21 protein-coding genes are annotated in these 22,424 nt (G+C 72.4%); 16 read left to right on the plus strand and 5 right to left on the minus strand.

Features of this window, described 5'->3' with window-relative positions; genetic code table 11:
* Positions 1 to 3 precede the first annotated feature (3 nt).
* On the minus strand, positions 4 to 2,322 hold the full coding sequence (locus tag AB0K92_RS25165) for a tetratricopeptide repeat protein (protein WP_365926353.1): 2,319 nt from the start codon (positions 2,320 to 2,322) through the stop codon (positions 4 to 6).
* Between the two features lie 211 nt (positions 2,323 to 2,533).
* A complete protein-coding gene (locus AB0K92_RS25170) occupies positions 2,534 to 3,571 on the minus strand; it encodes a hypothetical protein (protein WP_365926355.1) in 1,038 nt (345 codons plus the stop codon).
* A gap of 97 nt (positions 3,572 to 3,668) precedes the next feature.
* Here AB0K92_RS25170 and AB0K92_RS25175 point away from each other — a divergent pair, with 97 nt between their 5' ends.
* The 3 genes from AB0K92_RS25175 to AB0K92_RS25185 all read left to right on the plus strand — a co-directional run bounded on the left by AB0K92_RS25175 (position 3,669) and on the right by AB0K92_RS25185 (position 6,866).
* Positions 3,669 to 3,860, plus strand: coding sequence for a hypothetical protein (locus tag AB0K92_RS25175; RefSeq protein ID WP_365926357.1), 192 nt, complete (start codon positions 3,669 to 3,671; stop codon positions 3,858 to 3,860).
* Between the two features lie 481 nt (positions 3,861 to 4,341).
* The gene (locus AB0K92_RS25180; RefSeq protein WP_365926359.1) at positions 4,342 to 5,931 is read left to right on the plus strand and encodes a TROVE domain-containing protein; all 1,590 of its coding nucleotides are present in this window, start codon (positions 4,342 to 4,344) and stop codon (positions 5,929 to 5,931) included.
* 146 nt (positions 5,932 to 6,077) lie between these two features.
* Positions 6,078 to 6,866, plus strand: coding sequence for a restriction endonuclease (locus tag AB0K92_RS25185; RefSeq protein WP_365926361.1), 789 nt, complete (start codon positions 6,078 to 6,080; stop codon positions 6,864 to 6,866).
* A gap of 179 nt (positions 6,867 to 7,045) precedes the next feature.
* Here the strand turns inward: AB0K92_RS25185 and AB0K92_RS25190 are convergent, their stop codons facing one another.
* Positions 7,046 to 7,531 carry an ATP-binding protein gene (locus tag AB0K92_RS25190; RefSeq protein WP_365926363.1) on the minus strand — a complete coding sequence of 162 codons (486 nt, stop codon included), beginning with the start codon at positions 7,529 to 7,531 and terminating at the stop codon, positions 7,046 to 7,048.
* A 581-nt stretch (positions 7,532 to 8,112) separates the two neighbouring features.
* On the opposite strand from AB0K92_RS25190, the gene AB0K92_RS25195 reads away from it, so the two are divergent.
* The 11 genes from AB0K92_RS25195 to AB0K92_RS25245 all read left to right on the plus strand — a co-directional run bounded on the left by AB0K92_RS25195 (position 8,113) and on the right by AB0K92_RS25245 (position 18,913).
* The gene (locus AB0K92_RS25195) at positions 8,113 to 8,937 is read left to right on the plus strand and encodes a CAP domain-containing protein (protein ID WP_365926365.1); all 825 of its coding nucleotides are present in this window, start codon (positions 8,113 to 8,115) and stop codon (positions 8,935 to 8,937) included.
* A 214-nt stretch (positions 8,938 to 9,151) separates the two neighbouring features.
* Positions 9,152 to 9,412: an acyl carrier protein gene (locus AB0K92_RS25200; RefSeq protein ID WP_165995125.1), complete on the plus strand. Its 261-nt coding sequence runs from the start codon at positions 9,152 to 9,154 to the stop codon at positions 9,410 to 9,412.
* A gap of 20 nt (positions 9,413 to 9,432) precedes the next feature.
* The gene (locus AB0K92_RS25205) at positions 9,433 to 10,569 is read left to right on the plus strand and encodes a 3-oxoacyl-[acyl-carrier-protein] synthase III C-terminal domain-containing protein (protein WP_365926367.1); all 1,137 of its coding nucleotides are present in this window, start codon (positions 9,433 to 9,435) and stop codon (positions 10,567 to 10,569) included.
* 4 nt (positions 10,570 to 10,573) lie between these two features.
* On the plus strand, positions 10,574 to 11,689 hold the full coding sequence (locus tag AB0K92_RS25210) for a hypothetical protein (protein ID WP_365926369.1): 1,116 nt from the start codon (positions 10,574 to 10,576) through the stop codon (positions 11,687 to 11,689).
* Entirely contained in the window at positions 11,686 to 13,380 is a 1,695-nt protein-coding gene (locus AB0K92_RS25215; RefSeq protein WP_365926371.1) for an FAD-dependent oxidoreductase, read from the plus strand. The genes AB0K92_RS25210 and AB0K92_RS25215 overlap by 4 nt, the downstream gene beginning before the upstream one ends.
* Positions 13,377 to 13,856: an SCP2 sterol-binding domain-containing protein gene (locus tag AB0K92_RS25220; RefSeq protein ID WP_365926373.1), complete on the plus strand. Its 480-nt coding sequence runs from the start codon at positions 13,377 to 13,379 to the stop codon at positions 13,854 to 13,856. The genes AB0K92_RS25215 and AB0K92_RS25220 overlap by 4 nt, the downstream gene beginning before the upstream one ends.
* The gene (fabF, locus tag AB0K92_RS25225; RefSeq protein ID WP_365926375.1) at positions 13,853 to 15,103 is read left to right on the plus strand and encodes a beta-ketoacyl-ACP synthase II; all 1,251 of its coding nucleotides are present in this window, start codon (positions 13,853 to 13,855) and stop codon (positions 15,101 to 15,103) included. The genes AB0K92_RS25220 and fabF overlap by 4 nt, the downstream gene beginning before the upstream one ends.
* Before the next feature lie 82 nt (positions 15,104 to 15,185).
* Complete coding sequence (locus tag AB0K92_RS25230; RefSeq protein ID WP_365926377.1) at positions 15,186 to 16,601, plus strand: cytochrome P450; 1,416 nt, start codon at positions 15,186 to 15,188, stop codon at positions 16,599 to 16,601.
* A gap of 57 nt (positions 16,602 to 16,658) precedes the next feature.
* Complete coding sequence (locus AB0K92_RS25235; RefSeq protein WP_365926379.1) at positions 16,659 to 16,928, plus strand: acyl carrier protein; 270 nt, start codon at positions 16,659 to 16,661, stop codon at positions 16,926 to 16,928.
* Positions 16,929 to 17,028: 100 nt separating this feature from the next.
* Positions 17,029 to 17,775 (plus strand): 3-oxoacyl-ACP reductase FabG, encoded by a 747-nt coding sequence (fabG, locus tag AB0K92_RS25240; protein WP_365926381.1) that lies wholly within the window; start codon positions 17,029 to 17,031, stop codon positions 17,773 to 17,775.
* A gap of 76 nt (positions 17,776 to 17,851) precedes the next feature.
* Positions 17,852 to 18,913, plus strand: a complete 1,062-nt coding sequence (locus tag AB0K92_RS25245) for an LLM class F420-dependent oxidoreductase (RefSeq protein ID WP_365926383.1) — start codon at positions 17,852 to 17,854, stop codon at positions 18,911 to 18,913.
* A 94-nt stretch (positions 18,914 to 19,007) separates the two neighbouring features.
* Here AB0K92_RS25245 and AB0K92_RS25250 read toward each other — a convergent pair whose 3' ends face one another.
* Entirely contained in the window at positions 19,008 to 19,442 is a 435-nt protein-coding gene (locus AB0K92_RS25250; protein WP_365926385.1) for a VOC family protein, read from the minus strand.
* A 223-nt stretch (positions 19,443 to 19,665) separates the two neighbouring features.
* Here AB0K92_RS25250 and AB0K92_RS25255 point away from each other — a divergent pair, with 223 nt between their 5' ends.
* Both AB0K92_RS25255 and AB0K92_RS25260 read left to right on the plus strand, forming a co-directional pair.
* On the plus strand, positions 19,666 to 21,147 hold the full coding sequence (locus AB0K92_RS25255; protein WP_365926387.1) for a phosphatase PAP2 family protein: 1,482 nt from the start codon (positions 19,666 to 19,668) through the stop codon (positions 21,145 to 21,147).
* 109 nt (positions 21,148 to 21,256) lie between these two features.
* Positions 21,257 to 21,385 carry a hypothetical protein gene (locus AB0K92_RS25260; protein WP_365926389.1) on the plus strand — a complete coding sequence of 43 codons (129 nt, stop codon included), beginning with the start codon at positions 21,257 to 21,259 and terminating at the stop codon, positions 21,383 to 21,385.
* Positions 21,386 to 21,650: 265 nt separating this feature from the next.
* On the opposite strand, the gene AB0K92_RS25265 is transcribed toward AB0K92_RS25260, so the two are convergent.
* Positions 21,651 to 22,229: an XRE family transcriptional regulator gene (locus tag AB0K92_RS25265; protein ID WP_365926391.1), complete on the minus strand. Its 579-nt coding sequence runs from the start codon at positions 22,227 to 22,229 to the stop codon at positions 21,651 to 21,653.
* Positions 22,230 to 22,424 lie beyond the last annotated feature (195 nt).

Here is a 22,424-nt window from a genome sequence, read left to right on the forward strand (position 1 = left end):
GCCTCACCGGTGCTCCGCGGTCCCGAGCCGTTCGCCGCGCTCCACGGCGCCGAGAAGTTCGAGCGTCTCCCTCTCCCCGTGCGGGTCGGCGAGCTCCCGGAACAGGCGCAGGGCTTCGACATGCGCGTCGCGTGCCTCCGCGTGGCGGCCGGCACGCCGGAGGGTGATCCCCAGGTCGTTGTCCGCCTGCGCCTGCCGATGCCGGTCGCGCAGGTCCTCGTACTCCCGTACGGCGGTCAGATGCGCGTCGACGGCCTCGCCGTACCGGCCCAGCGCGGCCAGGGCGGTCCCGGAGTCGTTCCACGCCGTGGCGAGACGTTCACGGGTGCCCAGCTCCTCGAAGACCGCCCGGGCGGCGGTGTGCGCCGCGAGGGCCTCCTCCAGGCGCCCCGTCTCCCGGAAGGAGCGCCCGAGATTGTTCGTCGCGGTGGTCTCGCGCAACCGGTCGCCGACCGCGTGGAACATGTCGCGGGCCCGGCTCAGGGCGACGATCGACTCGTCGAAGCGGCCTAGCAGGAACAGGGTGCGCCCGAGGTTGTTCCAGGCCGACGCCTCCGCCTGGGGCTCCCCGCACGCGCGCACCAGCTCACGGGCGCGGTCATGGGCCGCGAGCGCCTCGTCGTAGGCGCGCGCCTCGGTCAGGGCGATCCCCAGCATGTCCCAGGAGAGGCCCTCCTCGAGCCGGTCGCCGCGCGTGCGGTGGATCTCGCAGGCTCGCGTGTGCGCCGCGACGGCCTCCTCGATTCTGCGGTTGTTGCGCAGTGCCAGACCGAGACGGTTCCACGCCTTGCCCGCGCTGAGGCCGTCGCGCAGCGCGTCCGCCGTCCGCGCGGCACACCGGAAGACGGTCACGGCGTCGTCGAAGTACCGCCGCCAGTTGAGGTATCCGTGCAGGCGCAGTGCCAGCTCCAGTCCGTCCCGGGCGTGGGCGGGGTCGGCCGCCCTCAGCGCGGCGGAGACGAGGCCGGTGCGCTCGCGGTCGAGCCAGCGCAGCGCGTCCTCGTGTCCGCCGAAGCCGGACGTCGGGGCCCGGCCGGCCCGGGCCTGCAGGAACCAGTCGGCCGCCTCGGCCCGCCGCTGGTAGTGGGCGAGGAGCCGGGCCCGCGCCCTCCTGCCCTCCTCCCGCAGCGACTCCTGCCGGCACACCTGGTCCAGCGCGTAGGCCCGGACCAGGTCGTGCAGGGTCCAGCAGCCCCGCACACTGCCGGGTGCGACCAGGTGCGCGTGGACCAGCACGTTCAGCTCCCGGCGGGGCACGGCACCGGCTGCCGGTTCCGGGCCCGATTCCGAGGTCAGTCGCGATCCGTCCCCGGCTCCGGCCTCGTCCCCGGCCTCGTCCCCGGCTCCGGCCTCGTCCCCGGCTCCGGCGTCGTCTCCAGCTCCGGCCTCGTCTCCGGCTCCGGCCTCGTCTCCAGCTCGGGCTCCGGAGAGCACGGTGATCGCTTCGTCGCTCGTCTCCGATCCCGGCGCGAGCGCCAGGAGCCGGAAAAGCCGGGCGGCCCGCGGATCCAGGCGGCGGTACGACAGGTCGAAGGCGGCCCGCACGCCTCGCTCGCCGTCGTCCAGGTGATCGAGCAGTGTGGTGGATCCGACCAGTTCCGACACGAGTTCCGCCACCGGCTTCCCCGGATCGGCGACCAGCAGGGCGGCGGCGATCTGCAGAGCCAGGGGCAGCCGCCCGCACAGTTCGCACAGCCGCCCGGTCGCGTCGGGATCGTCCGCGACGCGTCGGTCACCGGGACCGGCCGTGTGCAGCGCGCGGTGCAGGACGTCCCGCGCCGCCTCCGGCCGGAGTACGTCCAGACGGAACAGGTGGGCGCCGAGCTGGGGCATGGTGTCACGCGAGGTGACCAGTACCCGGTGCGCGGTGTGGCCGGGCAGCAGTGGCCTGACCTGCCCCGGATGCGAGGCGTTGTCCACCACGACCAGCACCGGGCCGCTCGTGCGACCCCGCTCGGCCAGCACCGAGCGGTACAGCCCCGCCCGCTCGTCCAGCGTGCCCGGCACATGCGCGGCCGCCACCCCCAGGGCACGCAGCAGGGCCTCCAGCAGCTGTTCGGGCCCGGCGGGTGTCTCGTCGTAGCCGTGACAGTCGACGAACAGCGCGCCGCCCGGGAACCAGCCACGCTCCCGCGCCACGTGAGCGGCGCGCACCGCCAGCGCGGTCTTCCCCACACCCCCCAGCCCGGCCACCGCGAGGACCGGGACCGCGGCCCGTCCGGCACCGGCGGGTGCCAACGCCGCCAGCAGCGAGGCGAGTTCCTCCTCCCGCCCGGTGAACCCGACCGCCGACGGCGGAAGCGCGTCCTCTACGCGCGGCATGGGTCCGTAGTGGTGGTGGTGCTCCACCTTCTTCCCGATCGCCTCACCCCGGAATGTCCCGTTACTGAAGTCGATCCGATCCCCACCGTACGTGTCCCGGCTCACACGACCATCGTGCCCTGAATCGTGACGCCCCGACAGGTATGCGGTGCCTGCCGCACGGTGTGGGCGAGCAAGCACTCGGCGCTCTCATCGAGTGCACCCGGCGCTCTCATTGGGTGACCAGGCGGAACGGGTGGTGCGGGTCGCGGGGGCACACGGCGATGATCAGCCGGCCCCGGCCCGGTGAGACGCCCGTCGGCACGTTGGCATCCATGACGTGGACGGCGTCCCGGTCCTGCTCGGGTATCCAGCCGGTGGTGCCGGAGTCCCATTCGCGCCGGTCCACGGTGAGGAGCGGGGTCAGCCGCGCCGCGCACACCGGGCAGGTCAGGCGCGTGGGTCCGGTGAGGTTCCAGGCGATGCAGCCGCCGACCTTCCAGCCGGGGGCCGTGGACAGGTCGAAGACGTACCGCTCGACCCCGCCCTCGCCCTCCTCCCCGGTCTGGTCGTGGCCGTCCTCCCGCGGCGTCTCCCACGCTTCGATCGCTTCGATGCGCTGCCGCAGATCCTCGGGAAGGTCTTCGAACCACGGGTACTCGACGACTACTTCGGGGTGGAGAACGCACGGTGACGGGACGAGTTCCGGGCGGCCGACGACCTCGGGAAACGGCTGCTCCGCGAGCGGCCTGCCGATGCCCCGCGAGTGTCGCCACCTGAGTTCGACGTGCATCTCGTGGCCGCTCTCCCCATGCCGTTCGAAGGGGCACCAGAACACCTGGAGCAGGTCGCCCGCTCCCGTGTCGGGCAGACCGGGTACGTCCCGCCGGTACAGCTGGGCCACGCCGATCAGGGGGATGGGGTCGGTGTCGGCCAGGTGCGGTGCGTGCCGGCCACGCTTGAGGCGGGAGAGCTCGTCGGCCTCTCCGGCGTTCGGGCCGGATCGCGGATCACGCCGCCAGGCCCGCTCCAGTATTTCCCGCGCGCGCAACACCTCGGCGTACCGATGACCGCTGCCGCGTTTGTGCGCGTGAGCGCACACGGGCCAGGGCTCGTCGGCCGGCCACAGCATCGGTCCCCCTACCGAGCTGTCGCGGACCGTGGGCGTGCCGCGCCGCGGGTGCAGCCGGGTCGCGGTGCGGCGCAGGGCGGTCAGTTCCGGCAAGACCGCTGCCACGTCGAGGGGGCGGGGCGGGGTGGTGCGGGGCATGGGCTGAGTCCTCCTCGGGCAGGGGGGCTCCTCGGGCCGAGGGCTCCTCGGGGCAGGGGGCTCCTAGGGCCGGGGCGTGGGGCGGAGCGTGGTGGGCGTGGACCACCATGGTCACCCGCCGAGCGGAACCCCGGGCCGGCGCGCCCCGGAGCTGCCGCCCGGCGAAGAGGACGCCGTCCGGGCCCGGGTGCTGGGCGGGCTGCGCGATCTCCCACCCGAGGTCCGGGCCCGTATCCGGCGGCTGCTCACCGCACGCGAGGGCGGGCCCTCGCCGGGCGGAGGCCAGTAGGCGTCCGCACGCTGCGCGCCCCCGGACCGGCGCCTGCCCTGCGGTCCTTGGCCTGCGGCCCTTGCCCTGCGGTCCTTGCCCTGCGGTCCTTGGCCTGCGGCCCTTGCCCTGCGGTCCTTGGCCTGCGGCCCTTGCCCTGCGGTCCTTGGCCTGCGGTCCTTGCCCTGCGGTCCATGGCGTGCGGTCCCTGCACGAGGTCGCCGTGCCGGTCAGCCGGCCGCGCCCGGGGGACGGGGTTTATTCGCTGGTGCGTGCCCCGACGGCCCTTGTACGTTGGCGGCGCGACCGCGCCTTCCGATGCGCTCGGCTGCGGCTACTTCCTTCGACAACAAGTGACGCCGCCGCCACTTCCGATCTCGGAAGGCGCGGGCGACTCCGCCCCGCCGGACGTGCCGGCCGGGGCCCATCCGTTCTTTCGCCTTCGCATCCGGGGGATTCGCTGCCTCGTCACGCTCCACGCGTCTCCAAGATCTGGTCCGAGATGCTCGTGGCCCCGCCCGTCTCGGCGGCCGCCCGCTCCCTGCCTCCACCCCGGCTCCACCACGCGCCCGCCCGGCCGGCGTCGCTCACGTACGAGGGCGGTCCGGCCTTCGTCCGGGAGCCGCGCGAGGAGCTCTTCCTCCTCGCGGTCGCGAACTTCGTCACCCAGCAGACCTTCTACGAGAGCGGTGAGGACCGAGACGACCGGTACAGGCGGCTCGTCGGCCGGCTCGCCGTCGAGGACCCCGCCTGGACGGCCGGCCTGCTGCGCTGGCTCCGCGCCGAGGGCAACATGCGCACGGCGTCCCTGGTCGGCGCTGCCACGTACGTGCGCGCCCGCCTGGCGGCCGGGGTGTCCGAAGGCCCCTCCAACCGGTCCGTGATCGACTCGGTGCTGCAACGCGCCGACGAGCCCGGCGAACTGCTCGCCTACTGGATGACGGTGTACGGGCGGAACGTGCCGCAGCCCGTCAAGCGGGGCATCGCCGACGCCGTGCGCAGGCTCTACACCTCCCGCTCCCTGCTCAAGTACGACACCGCCTCCAAGGGCTGGCGCTTCGGCGACGTCCTCAACCTGGTGCATGCCTCGCCCGATCCGGACAAGCCCTGGCAGGGTGCGCTGTTCCGGTACGCCCTGGACCGGCGCCACCACCCCGAGCGGGCGGTTCCGCCGGCCTCCGACCCCGTGCTCACCGCCCACCGGGCGCTGATGGAGACGGCCGTCGAGGAGCGGCGCGCCGTGGTGACCGGGCCGGGCGGCGCCGAGCGGCTGGCCGCGGCGGGCATGACGTGGGAGGCGCTGGCGGGCTGGCTGCACGGGCCGATGGACGCCGCCGTGTGGGAGGCCGTCATCCCCTCGATGGGACCGATGGCGCTGCTGCGGAACCTGCGCAACTTCGACGAGGCGGGGGTCTCGGACGAGATCGCCGCCCAGGTCGCCGCGCGCCTGGCGGACCCCGCCGAGGTCGCCCGGTCCCGGCAGTTCCCCTTCCGCTACCTGGCCGCCCACCAGCACGCGCCCTCGCCGCGCTGGGCGGCCGCGCTGGAGCGCGCACTGGGGCACTCCCTGGCCAACGTCCCGTCCCTGACGGGCCGGACGCTGATCCTGGTCGACCGCTCCGACTCCATGTTCTGGGACACCGTCTCCGAGCGCTCCGAGCTGACCCGGGCGGACGCCGCCGCCGTGTTCGGCACCGCGCTGGCCCTGCGCGCCGAGCGGGCGGACCTGGTGGAGTACGGCTGGCGCAGCGCGGCGGTGCCGTTCGAGCCGGGTGAGCCGGTGCTGGAGGTGCTGAAACGGTTCCACAGCCTCGGCGGCACCCACACCGCGCACGCGGTACGGACCCACTACCGCGACCACGACCGCGTCCTGATCGTCACCGACGAGCAGACCGCGCCCTACGGCCCCGGTGGGCCGGCGGAACCGGTCCCGCCCCGCATCCCGGTCTACACCTGGAACCTGGCGGGCTATCAGCCCGCCCACGGCCCGACAGGCCCCCACCGCCACACCTTCGGCGGCCTCACGGACGCCGCGTTCCGGATGGTCGGCCTCATCGAGGCGGGCCGCGCTACCGCGTGGCCATGGACGTGAGACGGGACGGGAAGCCGGGCCCGCCCGCGACCTGACGGCACGCCACCTGACGGCACGCCACCTGGCGGCGTCGTGAGCCGAGTTCACCCGTTCGGCGGTAAACGATCAGATCGCGGGCACACGCCGGGAGTGGTTGGTTCGTTCCGATGTTCGAGGGAGGACTGAGGTCGGTGGCCCTGTCCGAGCGCCCCAGGCGCTTTTCCTACCGTGAGCGCCCCTTCGACCTGCGAGCGACCGCCGTCTTCTTCGGCCTGACCGCTCTGCTCCTGGTCATCGTGGGGCTGCTGGCCCGTACGGCCATGGACGTGGCCGAACGCAGGCCCGCCTGGGTGGTCGTCCTGTCCCTGCTAGCCGTCGCGCTGTTGCCGGCCTGGTGGCGCAAGAGGAGAGGCATGACGGTGTCACGCCTCGCACGCCGTACCACCGAAGCGCTGGAGGAAGCCACGGCGGCCACGCTCGAGGCCGTGGAGGAGGACCGCCGCGTCGACGTGTCCGGCGGCGGCGAGGCGACCGTCGTCCTCGACTACGCCGCCCTGAGCGCCGACGACTTCGAACAGGCCATAGCGGACCTGTGCATACGGGACGGCTGCTCCCAGGTACGCGTGGTGGGCGGGGCGGGTGACCTGGGCGCCGACGTGCTGGCGCTCGCCCCCGACGGGCGGCGCGTCGTCATCCAGTGCAAGAGGTACGGGGACGACAACAAGGTCGGCTCGCAGGAACTCCAGCGCTTCGGCGGCACCTGTTACACCGTTCACGAGGCCGATGTGGCCGTCATCGTCACGACCAGCGACTTCACCGCACCGGCCGAGGAATACGCCGCGCAGTGCGGCATCGTGTGCGTGAACCACGAGCTTCTGCGCGCCTGGAGCGGCGGCCTGCTGGCACCGCCCTGGGCGCCCGGACCGGCCGTCGACACCGACCAGGCCGCCCTCTGAGTACCGCGCACCGCGTGCGTGATCCGCGTGCCTGCGCCTCTGAGCCGGTCGAGCCACCGGGGCGGAGCCGTCGCGGTCGAGCCGTCACGGGCGGGCCGTCACGGTCGAGTCCTACCGGTCCGGCCATCGCGGCCGGGGCGATCGCCGATGCCGGACGCGCCGACCCCCGGTGCGGTGTCCTACTGGGGCCGGCGGCCGGAGGGCGCTCCGCCGGGGTCGTCGGGCAGCGCGATGCGGGCGGTGACGCGTTTGCCGACCGGCTCGCGCTGCACCTGGAAGCCCTGAGCGACGGCCATGACGATCTCCAGGCCGTGCTGGCCCACCCGCCCCGGATCGGCGGCGCGGGCGATCGGCAGGACCGGATCGCTGTCCCAGACGGTCACTTCCACCAGGTCCCCGGCCACGCGCAGTTCCATGAGGACCGGGCCGGGCGCGTACTTGCGGGCGTTGGTGACCAGTTCGCTCACCACCAGCTGGGTCAGGTCCATCGCACGGGCCGAGACGGGCAGACCGTGCTCGGCCTGGACCCGCGTGAGGAAGCAGACCGCGTGCCGACGCGCCTCGGCGATGCAGGATCCGTCGCCGTCGAGGGCGACCGTGAGCTGTATCGGCGCGGCGCCGAAGGTGACGCCTTGACCGTCCGGGACTGATTCCGCTGCGTTCATCGCACACTCCCCGTTCCTGACCCTGCGTCTGCCCCGTCGCCCGATTCACATACCTTTCATACGTACGTCGGACATCGGAAACAGAAGTCGTCGGGGTGACCGGCCAAGGAGTGCCGCGGCGGCGACGGCCGAGAGGGCGGGCGGTTCCGGGCGGCGAGACAGATGGTTCCGTGACATCCGTCACATGACTCCGGGGTAATGACCCCGTCCGATAGTAGATACCGCTCGGTGCGACATAAGGGACTTGTCCGTCTTGATGCCGACCTGGTCCGCGCCGGTCGGGGCGGACGCGGTGCACCCCCGTGATTCCCAGTCGCCAACGGGCGCAGAAAGGCTTCTGACGGGGCGTCCGGACGGCGGTACGGCCGCGGCGGCGGCGCCAGCACACCGTCGCACGCCAGGCAAGGGCGGCCGTGACTACGACGTCGGATAGGAGAACGGTCCTTTGCCCTAGCGAAGCAGCCCTCCTAAGAATGACGACCCGCAGGACGTCTCCGCAGCTCAGGAGCGGAGTCGGCGCAAGCGTGAGCGGCCCGGTCACCGCACCGGGGGCGCTCCGCGAATACCGAGTGAGGTCTCGCATGGGCAAGCATCGCAAGAAGAGGCACAACCGGCGAATACTGATCGGCGTCGTCGCCATGGGCGCTGTGGCCGTTCCGTCGGTGGCCGTGGCTTGCGGCGACTGGCAGAGCAGTGAGGAGAACGCGCTCCGCAGCGCCGCGAGGACCACGGCCGGCGAGTGGAACCACGCCGGCGACACCTGGCGGAAGGACAGCGACCGGGACGGCCGCTGGACGGGCCACCAGCACGACGGCGAGCCCACCGCCACGCCGTCGCAGTCCCCGGCCCCCTCCGCGAGCACCACCCGCCCCACGGCGCCGAAGTCCACCGCGACCGCCGCCCCCAGCGCTCCGAAGATCAGCGCCGCCCCCAGCGCTTCGAAGACCAGCGCCGCCCCCAGCACCCCCAAGCCCACCGCCTCGGCGACCCCCTCCACCGCCCCCACCCCGCAGTCCACGCCCACGGCGTCCGGGGCCGTCGCGCGCGTCGTGGAACTCGTCAACGCCGAGCGCGCCAAGGCCGGCTGCTCGCCCGTGAAGTCGAACGCGATCCTGACCAAGGCCGCGCAGGCGCACAGCGAGGACATGGCGAGCCACCGCACCATGTCGCACACCGGCTCCGACGGATCCTCCCCGGGCGACCGCATCACGCGCGCCGGCTACAACTGGAGCACCTACGGCGAGAACGTCGCCTACGGCTACTCCACTCCCGAGCAGGTCATGGCGGGCTGGATGTCCAGCCCCGGACACAAGGCCAACATCCTGAACTGCGGTTTCAAGGAGATCGGCGTCGGCCTCGCCCAGCCCGGCAACTACTGGACGCAGGACTTCGGAACCGCCCGGTGAGCCCGGCCCGGTAGCCCCGGCCACTCCGGCCACACGGCCACACGGCCACACGGTGACGGGGTGGTGGTGCCAGGCAGCCACCCCCCTCCCGGCCGGCCCCTAAGGGCCGGGAAATATTCAGAGCGGCCCCGTGAACCTCTCTGATGCCCCCCTCCCGCGGCGTGAGCCAGAGTGAAATGCGTGCCGCACAGGGGGTGGGGCACGGGAGGTGAACATGTCTCTGAGGACCGACCTGTACACGGATATCGCGGAATTCCTGGTGGCCAAGTGCGATGCCGACCCGGACGACCTCTCCGTGACATCCGATCTCTACGACGACATCGGCATCGACTCACTCGACCTCGTCGCCATGGCGCAGACCCTTCAGGGTGCGTACGGCATCTCGATGGACGACGAGCGCATCGGTTCGCTCCGCACCGTCGGCGACGTCCTGGACTTCGCCGTCTCGAAGGTCGAAGCCAAGGCAACCGCCTAGAGCACGGGGGAGATTCTGCAATGCCTGCCTATATCACCGCCATGGGACGTTTCCTGCCCGGCGAACCGGTGCCCAACGAGGAGATCGAGGACTACATCGGCAGCGTGGGCCGGGCGAGTTCCGAGCTGCGCGAGCAGATCCTCGCCAACTGCGGGATCAAGTCACGGCACTACGCCATCGACAAGCAGCAGAAGACGCTGTTCTCCAACACCGACATGGCGGTCGCGGCCATTCGCCAGGCGGTGGACCGCTCGGACATCACCCTGGACGACATCGACCTCATCGCGGCGGCCACCGCCGTCCCGGATCTCGTCGCGCCCGGCATCGCCAGCGGCATCCACGGCGAACTGGGCAGCCCGCCCTGCGAGATCGTCACCACCCACGGCATCTGCAGCTCCGGGATGATGGCGCTGAAGAACGCCTACCTCCAGGTGGCGGCCGGGGAGAAGAAGAACGCGATCGCCTCCGCGTCCGAACTGGCCTCGCGTTTCATGAGGAGCGACCGGTTCGCCGACGTCCGGCCCGTCTCGGAGGACGGCGCCATCGCCATGGAGATGGCGTTCCTGCGCTACATGCTCTCGGACGGAGCCGGCGCCGCCGTGGTGCAGGACCGCCCGGCGGCCGACGGAGTGAGCCTGCGGATCGACTGGATCACGCTCACCTCCTACGCCAACACCGAGAAGACCTGCATGTACCTGGGCTCGGCGGACAACTCGGCGGAGCAGACCTGGTGGGACTACGCCTCCGCCGCCGAAGCCGCCGCCGACGGCGCGCTGGCGCTGCGCCAGAACCTGGGCCTGCTGCCACACCTCGTACGCATCGGGGTCAAGGAGTACCAGCGACTGCTCGACGAGGGCCGCTTCGACCCGGACGAGCTCACCTGGTTCCCCGCGCACTACTCCAGCGAGCGCATGAAGTCCATGGTGCTCAAGGAGATCGACAAGAAGAAGGTCAAGGGGCCGTCCCCCGAGAAGTGGTACAGCAATCTGCCCCGGGTCGGGAACATGGGCTCCGCCAGCATCTACGTGATCCTCGAGGAGATGCTCAGCGAAGGCCTGGTGTCCGCCGGCGACAAGCTGCTGGTGATGGTCCCCGAGTCCGGTCGGTTCGCGGTGTCCTTCGCACATCTGACCGCCGTCTCCGCCGGGGAGGTCTGACACCATGGGCGCACAGCCCCGAGTGACGGTCTACTGGTACTCGCAGACCGGTCAGCTCCTCGAAGCCGTCTCCGCCGTCACCGACCCGCTGGAGAAGGCGGGGTGGGACATCCGCAAGGTCGAGATCAGACCGCGCCAGGCCTTCCCCTTCCCCTGGCCCTTACGCCGCTTCTTCGGTGTCTTCCCCGCCTCCGTCGACCCCGACGGGGCACCCGAGATCACCGCCCGGCCGCCGGTGGCCGAGGACGACGACGCGGACCTGGTCGTCTTCGCCTTCCCTGTCTGGTACCTGGCTCCGGCGCTGCCCATGCGCGCGCTCATCAGGGACCGGCCCAAGGCGTTCGACGGGCGTGCCGTCGTCGGCCTGGTGGCCTGCCGGAACATGTGGTACTCGGCCGCCATCGAAGTGCGGCGGCTCATCCAGGCGGCGGGCGGCCGCTACCTGGGCACGATCTCCGCGGTGGACACCGCCTCCGCCGGGATCACCTTCGTCACCACACTGCGCTGGCTGCTCGCCGGCAAGCGAGAGGCCTCTTGGGGGTTCCCGCGCGCCGGAGTCGGCACGGACGAGCTGGACCGGCTCGCCCTCCTCGGCGAGCGCATCGCCGAACTCGCCCCACCGCCGACCGAACTCGCCCCAGCGCCAGCCGTACTCGCCTCAAGCCCAGCCGGTCCCGCCCCGGCGCAGACCGAACTCGCCCCACAACCAGCCGTACTCGCCCCGCCGCCAGCCGGCCCCGCCCCGGCGCAGACCGAACTCTCCCAGGACCGGCCCGACCCCGCGTCCCGCACCGACCTCGAGGAGACCCTGGCCGACCGGGTCCGCGACGTCCTCGCCGCCCATGACGCGGCCCCCGTGCACGCCCCGCTGGCCGCGGCCGACCTCCTGGCCGGGAAAGCCTTCCGGGTCTGGGGCCGGGCCATCCGGGCCGCCGGCCGGCCCGGCGAGGTCCGGCGCACCGCGCTCACCTGGGTGTTCGTGCTCTGGCTGACCGGCGCCATCCTGGCCGGGCTGCCCACCGTCGTCATCGCCCGCGTCCTGTTCAAGGCCGGCTTCGACGCCGCGGTGGCCCGGCGCCTGGCACCGGTCGTCGCCCGGCTCGGGGAGGTGCGCCGATGACCACGTCCCCACCGCAGCCGCCGGAGACCGCCACGCGGGTGGAGACCGATGTCGTGGTGATCGGCGGCGGGCCCACCGGCCTCGCCGCGGCCCACTTCCTCGCCGCACTCGGCGTCCGCACGGTCGTCCTCGAACAGCGCACCTCACCGTCCGGCCATCCGCGCGCCACGGTGATCAACTCCCGCACCATGGAACTGCTCAGGCACCTGGGCGTCGACGCCGAGGTCCGCCGGGCCGGCGTACCCCTGGAGAACACGGCGCGCATCACCTGGTGCACCCAGCTCGCCGGCACCGAACTCGCCGCCCTCGACATCATCGCCTCGGCGGACGCCCTGATGCAGCGCGCGGTCAACAGCCCGGCCCTCCCCGTCATCTGCTCGCAGAACCGGGTGGAAGCGCTGCTCGTCGACCGGCTCCCCGAGAACGCGCGGGTGATCCGCGGCGTCAGGGCCGAGGAACTGATCCGCACGCCGTCCGGGGTCACGGTGACGGCCGGGGGCGAGCACCCCACCGTCGTCGACGCCCGCTACGCCGTCCTGGCCGAGGGGCTGCACGGGTCCCTGCGCGAGGCGGTGGGCCTGCGGCGGACCGCGGCCCCACCGCTCGGCAGGCTCCTCGACATCCACTTCAGCGCCGACCTCTCGCCCTGGACGGCCGGCCGGGAGAGCGCCCTGTACTGGGTGCTCAACGACACCGTGCGCGGCGTCCTCGTCACCGTGGACCCCAAGCGCGGCGAATGGCTCCTGGAGATCCCCGCCCTCACCGCCGACGAGGAACACACCTACTTCGAGCAGGGAGTCGATCACCACAAGCTGATCGAGGCCGCCATCGGCGAGTCGGGCGAGGCGATCGCGGGGCTGCGCATCCACTCCGTACGGAACTGGGTGATGGGCTCCACCGGACTCGCCTCCTGGCACAGCGCCGACGGCCGGGTCCTCGCCGCCGGGGACGCCGCCCACACCTTCCCGCCCACCGGGGGCTTCGGCATGAACACCGGCATCCAGGACGCGCACAACCTGGCCTGGAAGCTGGCCGCGGTACTGCGCGGCGGCGCCTCCGACACGCTGCTCGACTCCTACGAGCGTGAGCGGCGCCCGGTCGCAGAGTTCAACGCCCGGCACAGTGAGCGCAACGCCCTCCAGAAGCGGGCGCTGCTCCAGTCCGACGGCGACCCGGCGGAGTTCGCCCGCAACATCGAAGAGCACCGGCCCCACTTCGACTTCGAAGGGCAGACACTGGGGTTCACCTATGAGCCGGGCCCCGGCGAGCCGGTGGTCCAGGACATCGTGACCTACCGGCCGACCGCCCGGGCCGGCCACCGGGCCCCGCACGCCTGGCTCGACCAGGCCGGCGACCGGATCTCCGCGATCGACCTGACCCGCACCGGCTTCGCGCTGCTCACCGGGGCCGAGGGGGCCGTCTGGGAGCAAGTGGCCCAGGAGACCCCGACCGTCGTCGGCCTGCCCCTCACCGCGGCGGTGATCACCTCGGACGGGCCGGGCCTGCGCGACGCCGACGGGGCCTTCGCCGACACGTACGCCCTGCACGGGCCGGAAGCGGTTCTCGTACGGCCCGACGGCCACGTCCTCGCCCGGCTGCCCGGACGGGCACCACGGCGGGAACTGCGGCAGGCCGTCGACCGGATAGCCCACAGCGGGCTGGCACCCGCACGAGCGGAAGGCACCTCATGACCGCCGGACCCGTCCTCTCCCCGGAGCGAGTCGAGGGACTGCGCTCCGGCGTCCTCTCCGAAGTCCGCGCCGCCCTCACCGGGCTGCCCCGCGAGGACCTGGCGGCCTGGCTGGCCACCCCGGACGGCGCGGACGTGCTGCGCACGGTCTTCGAGCAGATGCCCGAACGCTACACCGGCGGCCTCACGGGCGGACCGCGGACCATCCGCTGGGAGATCGCGAGGCCCCCGGCCGGCACCCTCGCGTACGACCTCGTCCTGACCGCGGACTCCTGCGACGTACGCGAGACAGGGACCTCGGGCGCCCCGGCGGTCACCCTCGCCCTCGACGCGGTCAGCTTCGTGGAGATGGCCTCCGCCGCCGCCCAGGGCCTGGACCTGCTGCTCAAGGGCCGCCTGCACATCCAGGGTGACGTGCACCTCGCGATGCGCATGGAGTCCCTCTTCGGGCTCGCCGAGCCGGGTGAGCCCGGATGACCACCCTGCCGGGGCGACACCGGGTGGTGGTGACGGGCATCGGCATGGTCAACCCGCTCGGCACCGGCACCGAGACGGTCTGGACGCGGCTGCTCGCCGGAACCTCCGGAGTGGGACCGATCCAGGCCTTCGACGCCGGGCGGCTGCCGGTGCGCATCGCCGCCGAGGTGACGGACTTCGACCCTGCCGACTGGCTGACCAGCAAGGAGGTCAGACGCCTCGACCGGTTCTGCCACTTCGCGATCGCCGCGGCCGAACTCGCGGTGGAGCGCGCGGGCCTCGACGGCATCGACCGGGACGGCGCCGCCACCGTGATCGGCAGCGCCATCGGCGGCGCCGGCACCATGCGGGCGGGGGTGCTGAAGGACGCGACGGCGCCCCACATGGTCTCCCCGTTCTTCGTGCCCAGCTCCATCGTCAACATGGGCGCGGGCACCGTCGCCCAGCGCTTCGGCTTCCGCGGCCCCGGCGCCGCCCCGGTCACCGCCTGCGCCTCCTCGGCCGACGCGATCGGGCAGGCCTACCGCCTGGTCCGCGACGGCTACGCCGGGGCCGCGCTGGCCGGCGGCTCCGAGGCCTGCATCGCCTCACCGCTCGTCGCGGGCTTCGCGAACCTGCGCGCGCTGTCCCGCCGCAACGACGAACCCCAGCGGGCCTCCCGCCCGTTCACCGCGGACCGGGACGGCTTCGTCATGGGGGAGGGGGCCGCCATGCTGCTCCTGGAGACCGCGGAGTCGGCCGAGGCACGGGGCGCGTACGTCTACGCCGAGATCTGCGGCTACGGCCAGACCAGCGACGCGTACCACGTCACCGCCCCCGATCCCACCGGGCGGGGCGCCGCCCGCGCCATGCTCGCCGCGCTGTGCGAGGCCGGCCTCAAGCCCGACGAGATCGACCACGTCAACGCCCACGGCACCTCGACCCCGTTCTCCGACGCCGCCGAGACGAAGGCGATCAAGTCCGCCTTCGGCAGCCACAGCGGGAACCTGGCCGTCAGCTCCACCAAGTCGATGACCGGCCATCTGCTGGGCGCGTCCGGCGCGACCGAGACGGCGTTCTGCGCCCTGTCCATCGACCGCGGCGTCATCCCGCCCACCATCAACCAGGACGCGGCCGACCCCGAGTGCGACCTCGACTACGTGCCGAACACCGCCCGGCCGTACGAGGTCCGGGCGGCCCTGTCCAACTCCTTCGCCTTCGGCGGGCAGAACGTCGCGCTCGCCCTCCAACGCTTCGTCAGGGAGTGACCCCGCCCCTGTGCACGGGCTCACGCCGAGCCGGGCCGAGCCCGCGGGGTCTCCCGTGACCACATCCCAGGAAGGCACCTCGATGACCCAGCTCTCCACCCGGCCCCTGGCCACGGCCGCGCCCGGTCCGACCGGCCGGCTGCGCGCGCTGCTCACGATGTCCGGCGATCCCATGGACTACTTCACCGGTCTGCGCGACCAGTACGGTCCTGTGGTCCGCGTCCCGCTCGGCATGCGGGACATGTTCCTGGTCAGCGACCCGGAGGCGGTCCACGAGGTCCTGGTGACCTCGCACCGCCACTTCACCAAGGCCACCATGGGCGCCGGACGCGGCACGTGGGAGGCCCCGCTGTCGGTGATCTTCGGCAACAGCCTGATCACCAGCGACGGCGACCTCCACCGCAAGCAGCGCAGGCTGATCCAGCCGATGTTCCACCACGAGCGCATCGCCGGCTACGGCCGTGCCTTCGCCGAGCTGTCGGACGACATCCAGGCCGGCTGGAAGGACGGGGACCGGCTCGACCTGTCGGTCGAGATGACCGAGCTGACCCTCGCCGTCGTGGCCCGTACGATCTTCGACGTCTCGCTCGACAGCGATGTGGCCCGCACCGTCCGCACCGCCATCCCGCGCGACGAGGGCCCGATGCGCTGGGACTCCCTGCCCTTCGCCCGCTATCTGGCGAAGCTGCCGCTGCCCGGCAACAAGCGCTTCTTCGCGGGCCGGGACCGGCTCGACGCCATCGTCTACCGCCTCATGGCGGAGCGCAGGCAGGGCGACGGACAGGGCGCCGACCTGCTCTCCATGCTGCTCGCGGCGCGGGACGCCGACACCGGGGAGCCGATGGAGGACCGCCAGGTGCGCGACGAGGCGATCAGCATGCTCATGGTCGGCCACGAGACCACGGCCAACGCGCTCACCTGGTCCTACCACCTGCTCGGCAACCACCCCGAGGCGCGGGAGCGGATGCACGAGGAGATCGACGAGGTGCTCGGTGACCGGCTGCCCACCATCGCCGACCTGCCCCGCCTCACCTGGACCGACGCGGTGTTCTCCGAGGCGATGCGCCTCTACCCGCCGATCATGGGCATGGCCCGCCGGTCCCTGGAGGACTTCGAACTCCACGGCTACCGCATCCCCAAGGACAGCTTCGTCGGGATCGTTCCGTGGGTGATCCACCGCGATCCCCAGTGGTGGCCGCAGCCCGAGCGCTTCGCCCCGCAGCGCTGGCTCAAGGACCCGCACCCCGCCGACGCGGCGGACGAGCTCACCGGTCACGCGGTGGCACCCGGACGGCCGCGCCTCGCCTACCTCCCCTTCGGCGGCGGCCCGCGGCAGTGCATCGGTACCGCCTTCTCGCGGATGGAGGGCGTCATGGCGCTGGCCACCCTGGGCCGCGACTGGGAGTTCGAGCCCGTTCCCGGATTCACGGTCGACCACCTGGCCCGCATCACGGTCCGGCCGCGCCACGGCCTGCCGGTGACCGCCAGGCGCCGCTGAGCGCCCCCCCGCGAGGCCGACATCACCGACACCCACCTGCGAAGGGAACACCCGCACATGTCCACCCACACCCGGATCGCACTCGACAAAGAAGACCTGCGCTTCCTCATCGCCGACGTCCTCGAACTGGACGTGGAGGAGGTCACGGACGACGCCGACTTCGTGCAGGAGCTGGAGGTCGACTCCCTGATGGCGCTGGCGATCGTCGCCCGGCTGGAGCGGCACTACGGCGTCAAGCTGAAGGAGGACGACTTCAAGCGGGTCTCGTCGCTCACCCAGGTCCACCGGCTGATCGGGGACAAGCGCGCCGCCCGGGCCGCGTCCTGAGGCACCCGCGGCACAGCGGCCGGCCCCCTGCCCCCCGGTGGGCGCACGGCCGGCCGCACCCTCACCACCCCCGCTCGCCATGGCCCCTCAGGAGAAAGACATGCCAGACACCCAGCGCCCGGTGGCGCTCGTCTCGGGCGGCTCCCGCGGCATCGGCCGCGCCGTCGTGTCCCGCCTGGCGCACGACGGATTCGATGTCGCGTTCTGCTACCGCTCGGACGCCGCCGCGGCCGACGAGGTCGTCAGGTCGGTCGCCGGCACCGGAGCCCGTGTCGTCCCCCACCGCGTGGACGTGAGGTCTCTGGAGGAGGTGCGGGCGTTCGCCGACGCCGCGGAGAGCCGGCTCGGCCCGGTCGACGCCGTCGTGACCTCCGCGGGAGTCGTACGGGACAATCCCCTGGTGAGAATGACCGGCGAGGAGTGGAGCGAGGTGATGGCGACCAACCTCGACGGCACCTACCACATGTGCCGCTCGGTCATCTTCTCGTTCATGAAGCGCCGCGCCGGCTGTGTGGTGACGCTGTCGTCCATCGCCGGGGTCCACGGCAACGCCACGCAGGCCAACTACGCGGCCTCCAAGGCGGCGATCATCGGCTTCACCAAGTCCCTGGCCAAGGAGTGCGGGAAGTACGGGGTGCGCGCCAACGTCGTGGCGCCCGGCCTCATCGAGACCGACATGACCGCCGGCCTGACCGAGGCGACCCGGAAGGACATCCTCGACCGCGTTCCGCTCGGCCGCCTCGGCACCCCCGACGACGTCGCCGACCTGGTCTCCTTCCTCGTCTCCGACCGCGCCCGCTACATCTCCGGCCAGGTACTGGGCGTGGACGGCGGCCTGGTCGTCTGAGCACGCCGCCGCGCGATCCGGCAGTCTCGGTAGTCCTCGATCGCTCTTCGACCACAGAGGAAGGACACCCGGACCGGTGAGACTCGGACTCAACCTCCGCTACCTCGGCCCCCTGGGCGCCGGAGCCCGCCCGCAGGAATCCGCCCGGTACGTCCGCGAGGCCGAGCGCCTGGGCTTCTCGGTGGCCTGGACCGCCGAGGCGTTCAGCTCGGACTCCGTCTCGCTGCTCGGCTGGCTCGCCGCGCAGACCTCGCGCATCGACCTGGGCACCGCGGCGATGCAGATCCCCGCCCGCACCCCCGCCATGACGGCGATGACCGCCGCGACCCTCGACCTGCTCTCCGACGGCCGCTTCCGCCTCGGACTCGGCGTGTCCGGGCCGCAGGTCGCCGAGGGCTGGCACGGCTCCCGGTTCGGGAAACCGCTGGCACGCACCCGCGAGTACGTCGACATCGTCCGGATGGTCCTGCAGCGCAAGACCGTCACCTACGACGGGGAGCACTACCGCCTGCCGCTCCCCGACGGCCCCGGCAAGGCCCTCCAGCTGGGCATGCGCCCCCGGCGCAGGCAGGTGCCGGTCTACCTGGCGGCCATCGGCCCGGCCAACGTCCGCCTGGCGGGCGAGATCGCGGACGGCTGGCTCTCCGTCTTCTTCCAGCCCGAGTCCGGACAGGAGTTCCTGACGGAACTGCGCGCCGGACGGGAGCGCACGGGGGCGGATCTGCGGGGCTTCGACGTGGTGGCGGCGGTGCCGGTCGCGACCGGGGACGATCTCGCCGACTGCGCCGACCGGGTGCGCGCGTTCACCACCCACTACGTGGGCGGGATGGGCTCACGCGAGCACAACTTCTACAACCGGCTGATGGCCCGCACCGGCTTCCCCGGCGAGGCCGAACAGGTGCAGCGGCTCTACCTGGCCGGGGAACTGCGAGCGGCCTCCGAGGCCGTACCGCGGGAATTCCTCGACCGCACCGCCCTGCTCGGTCCCACCGACCGCATCGCCGACCGGCTCCAGGCCTACGCCGAAGCCGGAGTCACAACCCTCTCGGCCATGATCTTCGCGGACCACGCCGAACAAGGCATCGCGACGCTGCGCACCCTGGCGGAGGCCCTGGACAAGGCCGGAGTGGGCGACTGAGGCCCGGCCACGCGCCCGGAAACGCGCCCCGGAACGGGCGCGGACACGGGCGCGGAACCGGCCGCGCCAACGCCGGGTCCTCGCGCGCCGACGCTCAGTCGAGACAGAACTCGTTGCCCTCGATGTCCTGCATCACGATGCACGACTCGTTGTGCTCGTCGGCGAGCAGCACGCGCTCGCACCTGGCGCCGAGCGCCTCCAGCCGCGCGCACTCGGCCCGGAGTGCGGCGAGGCGCTCTTCCCCCACCAGCCCGGTGCCGACCCGCACGCAGAGATGGACCCGGTTCTTGACGACCTTGCCCTCGGGGACGCGCTGGAAGTAGAGCCGCGGCCCCTCACCCGAGGGGTCGACGCAGGCGGACGACCCTCCCCGCTGCTCGGGCGGCAGAGTGCGGTCGAATGCGTCCCAGCTGGCGAACCCCCGCGGTGGCGGCGCCGGGTCGTACCCCAGCACCTCGCACCAGAAGCGAGCGAGACGCTCGGGTTCCGCGCAGTCGAAGGTGACTTGGAACTTCCTGACCGATGACATCGGCGCACCGTAGCAGGGGAGCCGGTCAGGCCGCATTCCGATTTCCCCCACCACGGCACCTTCCAGGGCCAGGAAGCGTCTTTCCCGGTGGCCCGAACCGTTGACCGTAACGCGCCGGGTCGCTCCACGCACCGCTCCGTTAACATGTTCGGGCCTGCGAGGACACCCCAATTGCCCCTCACCCAACGGAAAAAAATTGGCCGAAGAATTGATATCCAGAGCAATGCGGGTGTTTTCGCGCAGACAGGGCAGAAACACCTTCCCCGCCCCGCGGCGACCCCGCACCCTCCTGTGGGTCGCCGCCGGTGTGGTCACCCTCGGATTTCTCGTCGCCCTGGAGATCGCCGCCCGCCGCTACGGCGTACCCGGGCCGATCACCAACCAAGTGCGAGAGGTGATATACCCGCCCAAATCGGGTGGTCTGCTGTACGCCAGCATGGCGCTGATGATGGTGGTCCTCACCTGGCGGCAGCGGTTCCTCGCCCTGGCCGCCGCGATCGGCGTCGACCTCACCTTCCTCTTTGTCCGCTGGGCCACCGACACCGAGGTCACCGGAGGCCACCCCTTCGGCAACGGCGCGCTGTGGGTGATGCTGGGCTGCGCGGCCATCGCCCTCACCCGCCGCACCGGCCCCGAGCGCGCCCTGCTGCTCAAGGGCGTCGGCCTGGGCCTGCTCCTGATCACCGGCCGCAAGACGGGCGACACCTGGCTGCTGATCACCGCCGAGACCCGCCCCGACGTCCTCGACCCGTACGTGGCGACCGCCGACCAGGCGCTGGGCAACCCGTCCTGGGTGGCGGGCCGGATCGTCGAGGCCACCGGAGCCTTCGGCTACAACCTCCTCGACTTCGTCTACGGCCAGCTCCCCGTCGCCGCCGTCATCGTCGCCCTCTACCAGCTGCGCCACGTCGCGACCGCGCGCCGCTTCCCCCGCCACCACCTGGTGCGCAGCTTCCTGATGATCGGCCTCCTCGGCCCTGCCGTGTACATGATCTACCCCGTCGTCGGGCCGATCTTCGCCTACGGCACCGGCACCGAACACTGGGCCTCGGTCAGCATCTGGTCGGACACCTGGCCCACCCGCCAGTGGGCGGTGGCCGAGATCTGGCCGGCCACACCACCGCCGCTCACCACCCCCCACCCCATCCCCTTCGACGAGATCACCCCGCGCAACTGCATGCCCAGCCTCCACACCGCCTGGGCCACCGCGATCTTCCTCCACACCCGCCGCGGTCCGCGCGTCCTGCGCCACGCAGGCACCTTCTGGCTGGTGGCCACGCTGTGCGCCACCCTCGGGTTCGGCTACCACTACGGCGCCGACCTCGTCGCCGGAGTCGTCTTCGTCCTCACCATCGAGGCGGCCCTGCGCTCGTTCGACCGCGGCTGGGACCGGCCGGGACTCCAGCTGGTCGCGTACGGTACGACCGTCTTCGCCGCGCTCCTGGCGTCGTATTACTACCTCCCGACGCAGATGGCCAGGCACCCGTGGCTGTACGGCCCGCTCCTCCTGCTGGCGATGGCCTCGGTGATCTACGGCTACGTACGCACCGCGGCCCCGCGGGAACCGGAAGCCGCGCCCGTCCCGGCCGAGCGAGTCCCCGCTGCCCGGCAGACGCCCACCGAGGCACCGACGCCCCCGCCACCGGTCCCCGAACCGCCGGCGGCGCCGGCCACGGACGACCAGAAGCCCATCACCCTCCTGTGACACCCGACACCGAGGGGCCCGCAGCCGGACAGCACCGGCTGCGGGCCCCGCGCGTGACCGCTCCCGCCGAATCTCACAGCCGTCTCCGTGTGTTGCGCAGATTCACCGGGTGACCGACGACATCACCCTGGTGCGGGTACGCCCCGGCCTGACACTCCACGAGACCCTCGACCACCTCGACGCCGATCTCGACGCCGACGCCGACGCCGACGCGCCGACCTGCCACCCCTGCGGCTGACCGACGCACAGCGGGCCGCCTGGGAGCGCGTCGTCGACCGAGGCGCGCGGGAGATCGGCCCGGTCGCGTCCGAGGAACACCCGTCCAGCCTGCCCCTCGAGACGACCGGCCCGCCGGGCCGAATCCAGCTCGACTACCGCGCGGACACCATTCCGATGCGCCGCGCTGTGTCGTACCGCCCCTGAAGCACGCCGCCGGCTCCGGGACCGGCATCGGCCGGCCGCGCCGTCGGCCGTGGTGGCCACCAGGGTCACCGGAGTGGTGGTCAGGGTGTGGGGCCGGGTGGCAGGTGGACGGTCATGACGAGGTGGCAGGTCCGCTCGCCCGCCCCGCGGTAGGTGTGAGGGACCGTGGCGTCGAACGTGGCGGTCTGTCCGGCGTGCAGGGGGTGCTCGATGCCGTCGGCGACGAGGACCATCCGCCCCGAGGTGACGCTGACGGTTTCGACGACTCCCGCCTGGTGGGGGTGGCTGGGGTATTCCTCGCCGGGCTGAAGCCGCCAGCGCCAGACCTCGACGGGCGCGGTGCCCGAGGTGGTCAGCATGAGCCGGGCCTCGCTGCCCCGCTCGCCCACCCACAGCGGCTTGACGGCGTCGGCGGTCACGACGCGGACGCGCTCCTCGGGCGGCCCTTCCAGGAGGGCGGACACGGAGACGCCGAGGGTGTCGGCGAGCCGGACGAGCGTGGCGAAGTTCGGGTTTCCCTGGGCCTTCTCCAGGGCGACCAGGGCCCCCTTGCTGACACCGGCGCGTCGGCCGAGTTCGTCGAGGGACAGGCCCGCGCGGGTGCGGGCGGTTCTGACGTTGTGCGCGAGTGTGCGCAGGGCCGCCTCTGTCTCGGCCACCTGATCACCGTCCTCGTTCCTGAGTGATCCCCGACCCACTCCATTGCACCGCGCGGTCGTTCGGTTGACACGGGCTGGTCGGTTCGATGTACGGTCTGGTCGTTCCAGTGACATCGTAAGGGGTGTACGCACCGTGCCGCCTCCAGCGTCGCCCCGGCCGCCGCCTCCGCCCCGCTCTGCCCCGCCGCGCAAGGA

The organism is Streptomyces sp. NPDC052687, assembly GCF_040678395.1.
Taxonomy (GTDB): domain Bacteria; phylum Actinomycetota; class Actinomycetes; order Streptomycetales; family Streptomycetaceae; genus Streptomyces.

Bases quoted from the DNA above. Each gene is read 5' to 3' on its own strand.
- AB0K92_RS25210 (WP_365926369.1), top strand. From the start codon at position 10,574: ATGGGCGCACAGCCCCGAGTGACGGTCTACTGGTACTCGCAGACCGGT.
- AB0K92_RS25215 (WP_365926371.1), top strand. From the start codon at position 11,686: ATGACCACGTCCCCACCGCAGCCGCCGGAGACCGCCACGCGGGTGGAG.
- fabG (WP_365926381.1), top strand. From the start codon at position 17,029: ATGCCAGACACCCAGCGCCCGGTGGCGCTCGTCTCGGGCGGCTCCCGC.
- AB0K92_RS25220 (WP_365926373.1), top strand. From the start codon at position 13,377: ATGACCGCCGGACCCGTCCTCTCCCCGGAGCGAGTCGAGGGACTGCGC.
- AB0K92_RS25185 (WP_365926361.1), top strand. From the start codon at position 6,078: ATGTTCGAGGGAGGACTGAGGTCGGTGGCCCTGTCCGAGCGCCCCAGG.
- AB0K92_RS25200 (WP_165995125.1), top strand. From the start codon at position 9,152: ATGTCTCTGAGGACCGACCTGTACACGGATATCGCGGAATTCCTGGTG.
- fabF (WP_365926375.1), top strand. From the start codon at position 13,853: ATGACCACCCTGCCGGGGCGACACCGGGTGGTGGTGACGGGCATCGGC.
- AB0K92_RS25180 (WP_365926359.1), top strand. From the start codon at position 4,342: ATGCTCGTGGCCCCGCCCGTCTCGGCGGCCGCCCGCTCCCTGCCTCCA.
- AB0K92_RS25195 (WP_365926365.1), top strand. From the start codon at position 8,113: ATGGGCAAGCATCGCAAGAAGAGGCACAACCGGCGAATACTGATCGGC.
- AB0K92_RS25250 (WP_365926385.1), bottom strand. From the start codon at position 19,442: ATGTCATCGGTCAGGAAGTTCCAAGTCACCTTCGACTGCGCGGAACCC.
- AB0K92_RS25205 (WP_365926367.1), top strand. From the start codon at position 9,433: ATGCCTGCCTATATCACCGCCATGGGACGTTTCCTGCCCGGCGAACCG.
- AB0K92_RS25170 (WP_365926355.1), bottom strand. From the start codon at position 3,571: ATGCCCCGCACCACCCCGCCCCGCCCCCTCGACGTGGCAGCGGTCTTG.
- AB0K92_RS25230 (WP_365926377.1), top strand. From the start codon at position 15,186: ATGACCCAGCTCTCCACCCGGCCCCTGGCCACGGCCGCGCCCGGTCCG.
- AB0K92_RS25255 (WP_365926387.1), top strand. From the start codon at position 19,666: ATGCGGGTGTTTTCGCGCAGACAGGGCAGAAACACCTTCCCCGCCCCG.
- AB0K92_RS25190 (WP_365926363.1), bottom strand. From the start codon at position 7,531: ATGAACGCAGCGGAATCAGTCCCGGACGGTCAAGGCGTCACCTTCGGC.
- AB0K92_RS25165 (WP_365926353.1), bottom strand. From the start codon at position 2,322: ATGCCGCGCGTAGAGGACGCGCTTCCGCCGTCGGCGGTCGGGTTCACC.
- AB0K92_RS25235 (WP_365926379.1), top strand. From the start codon at position 16,659: ATGTCCACCCACACCCGGATCGCACTCGACAAAGAAGACCTGCGCTTC.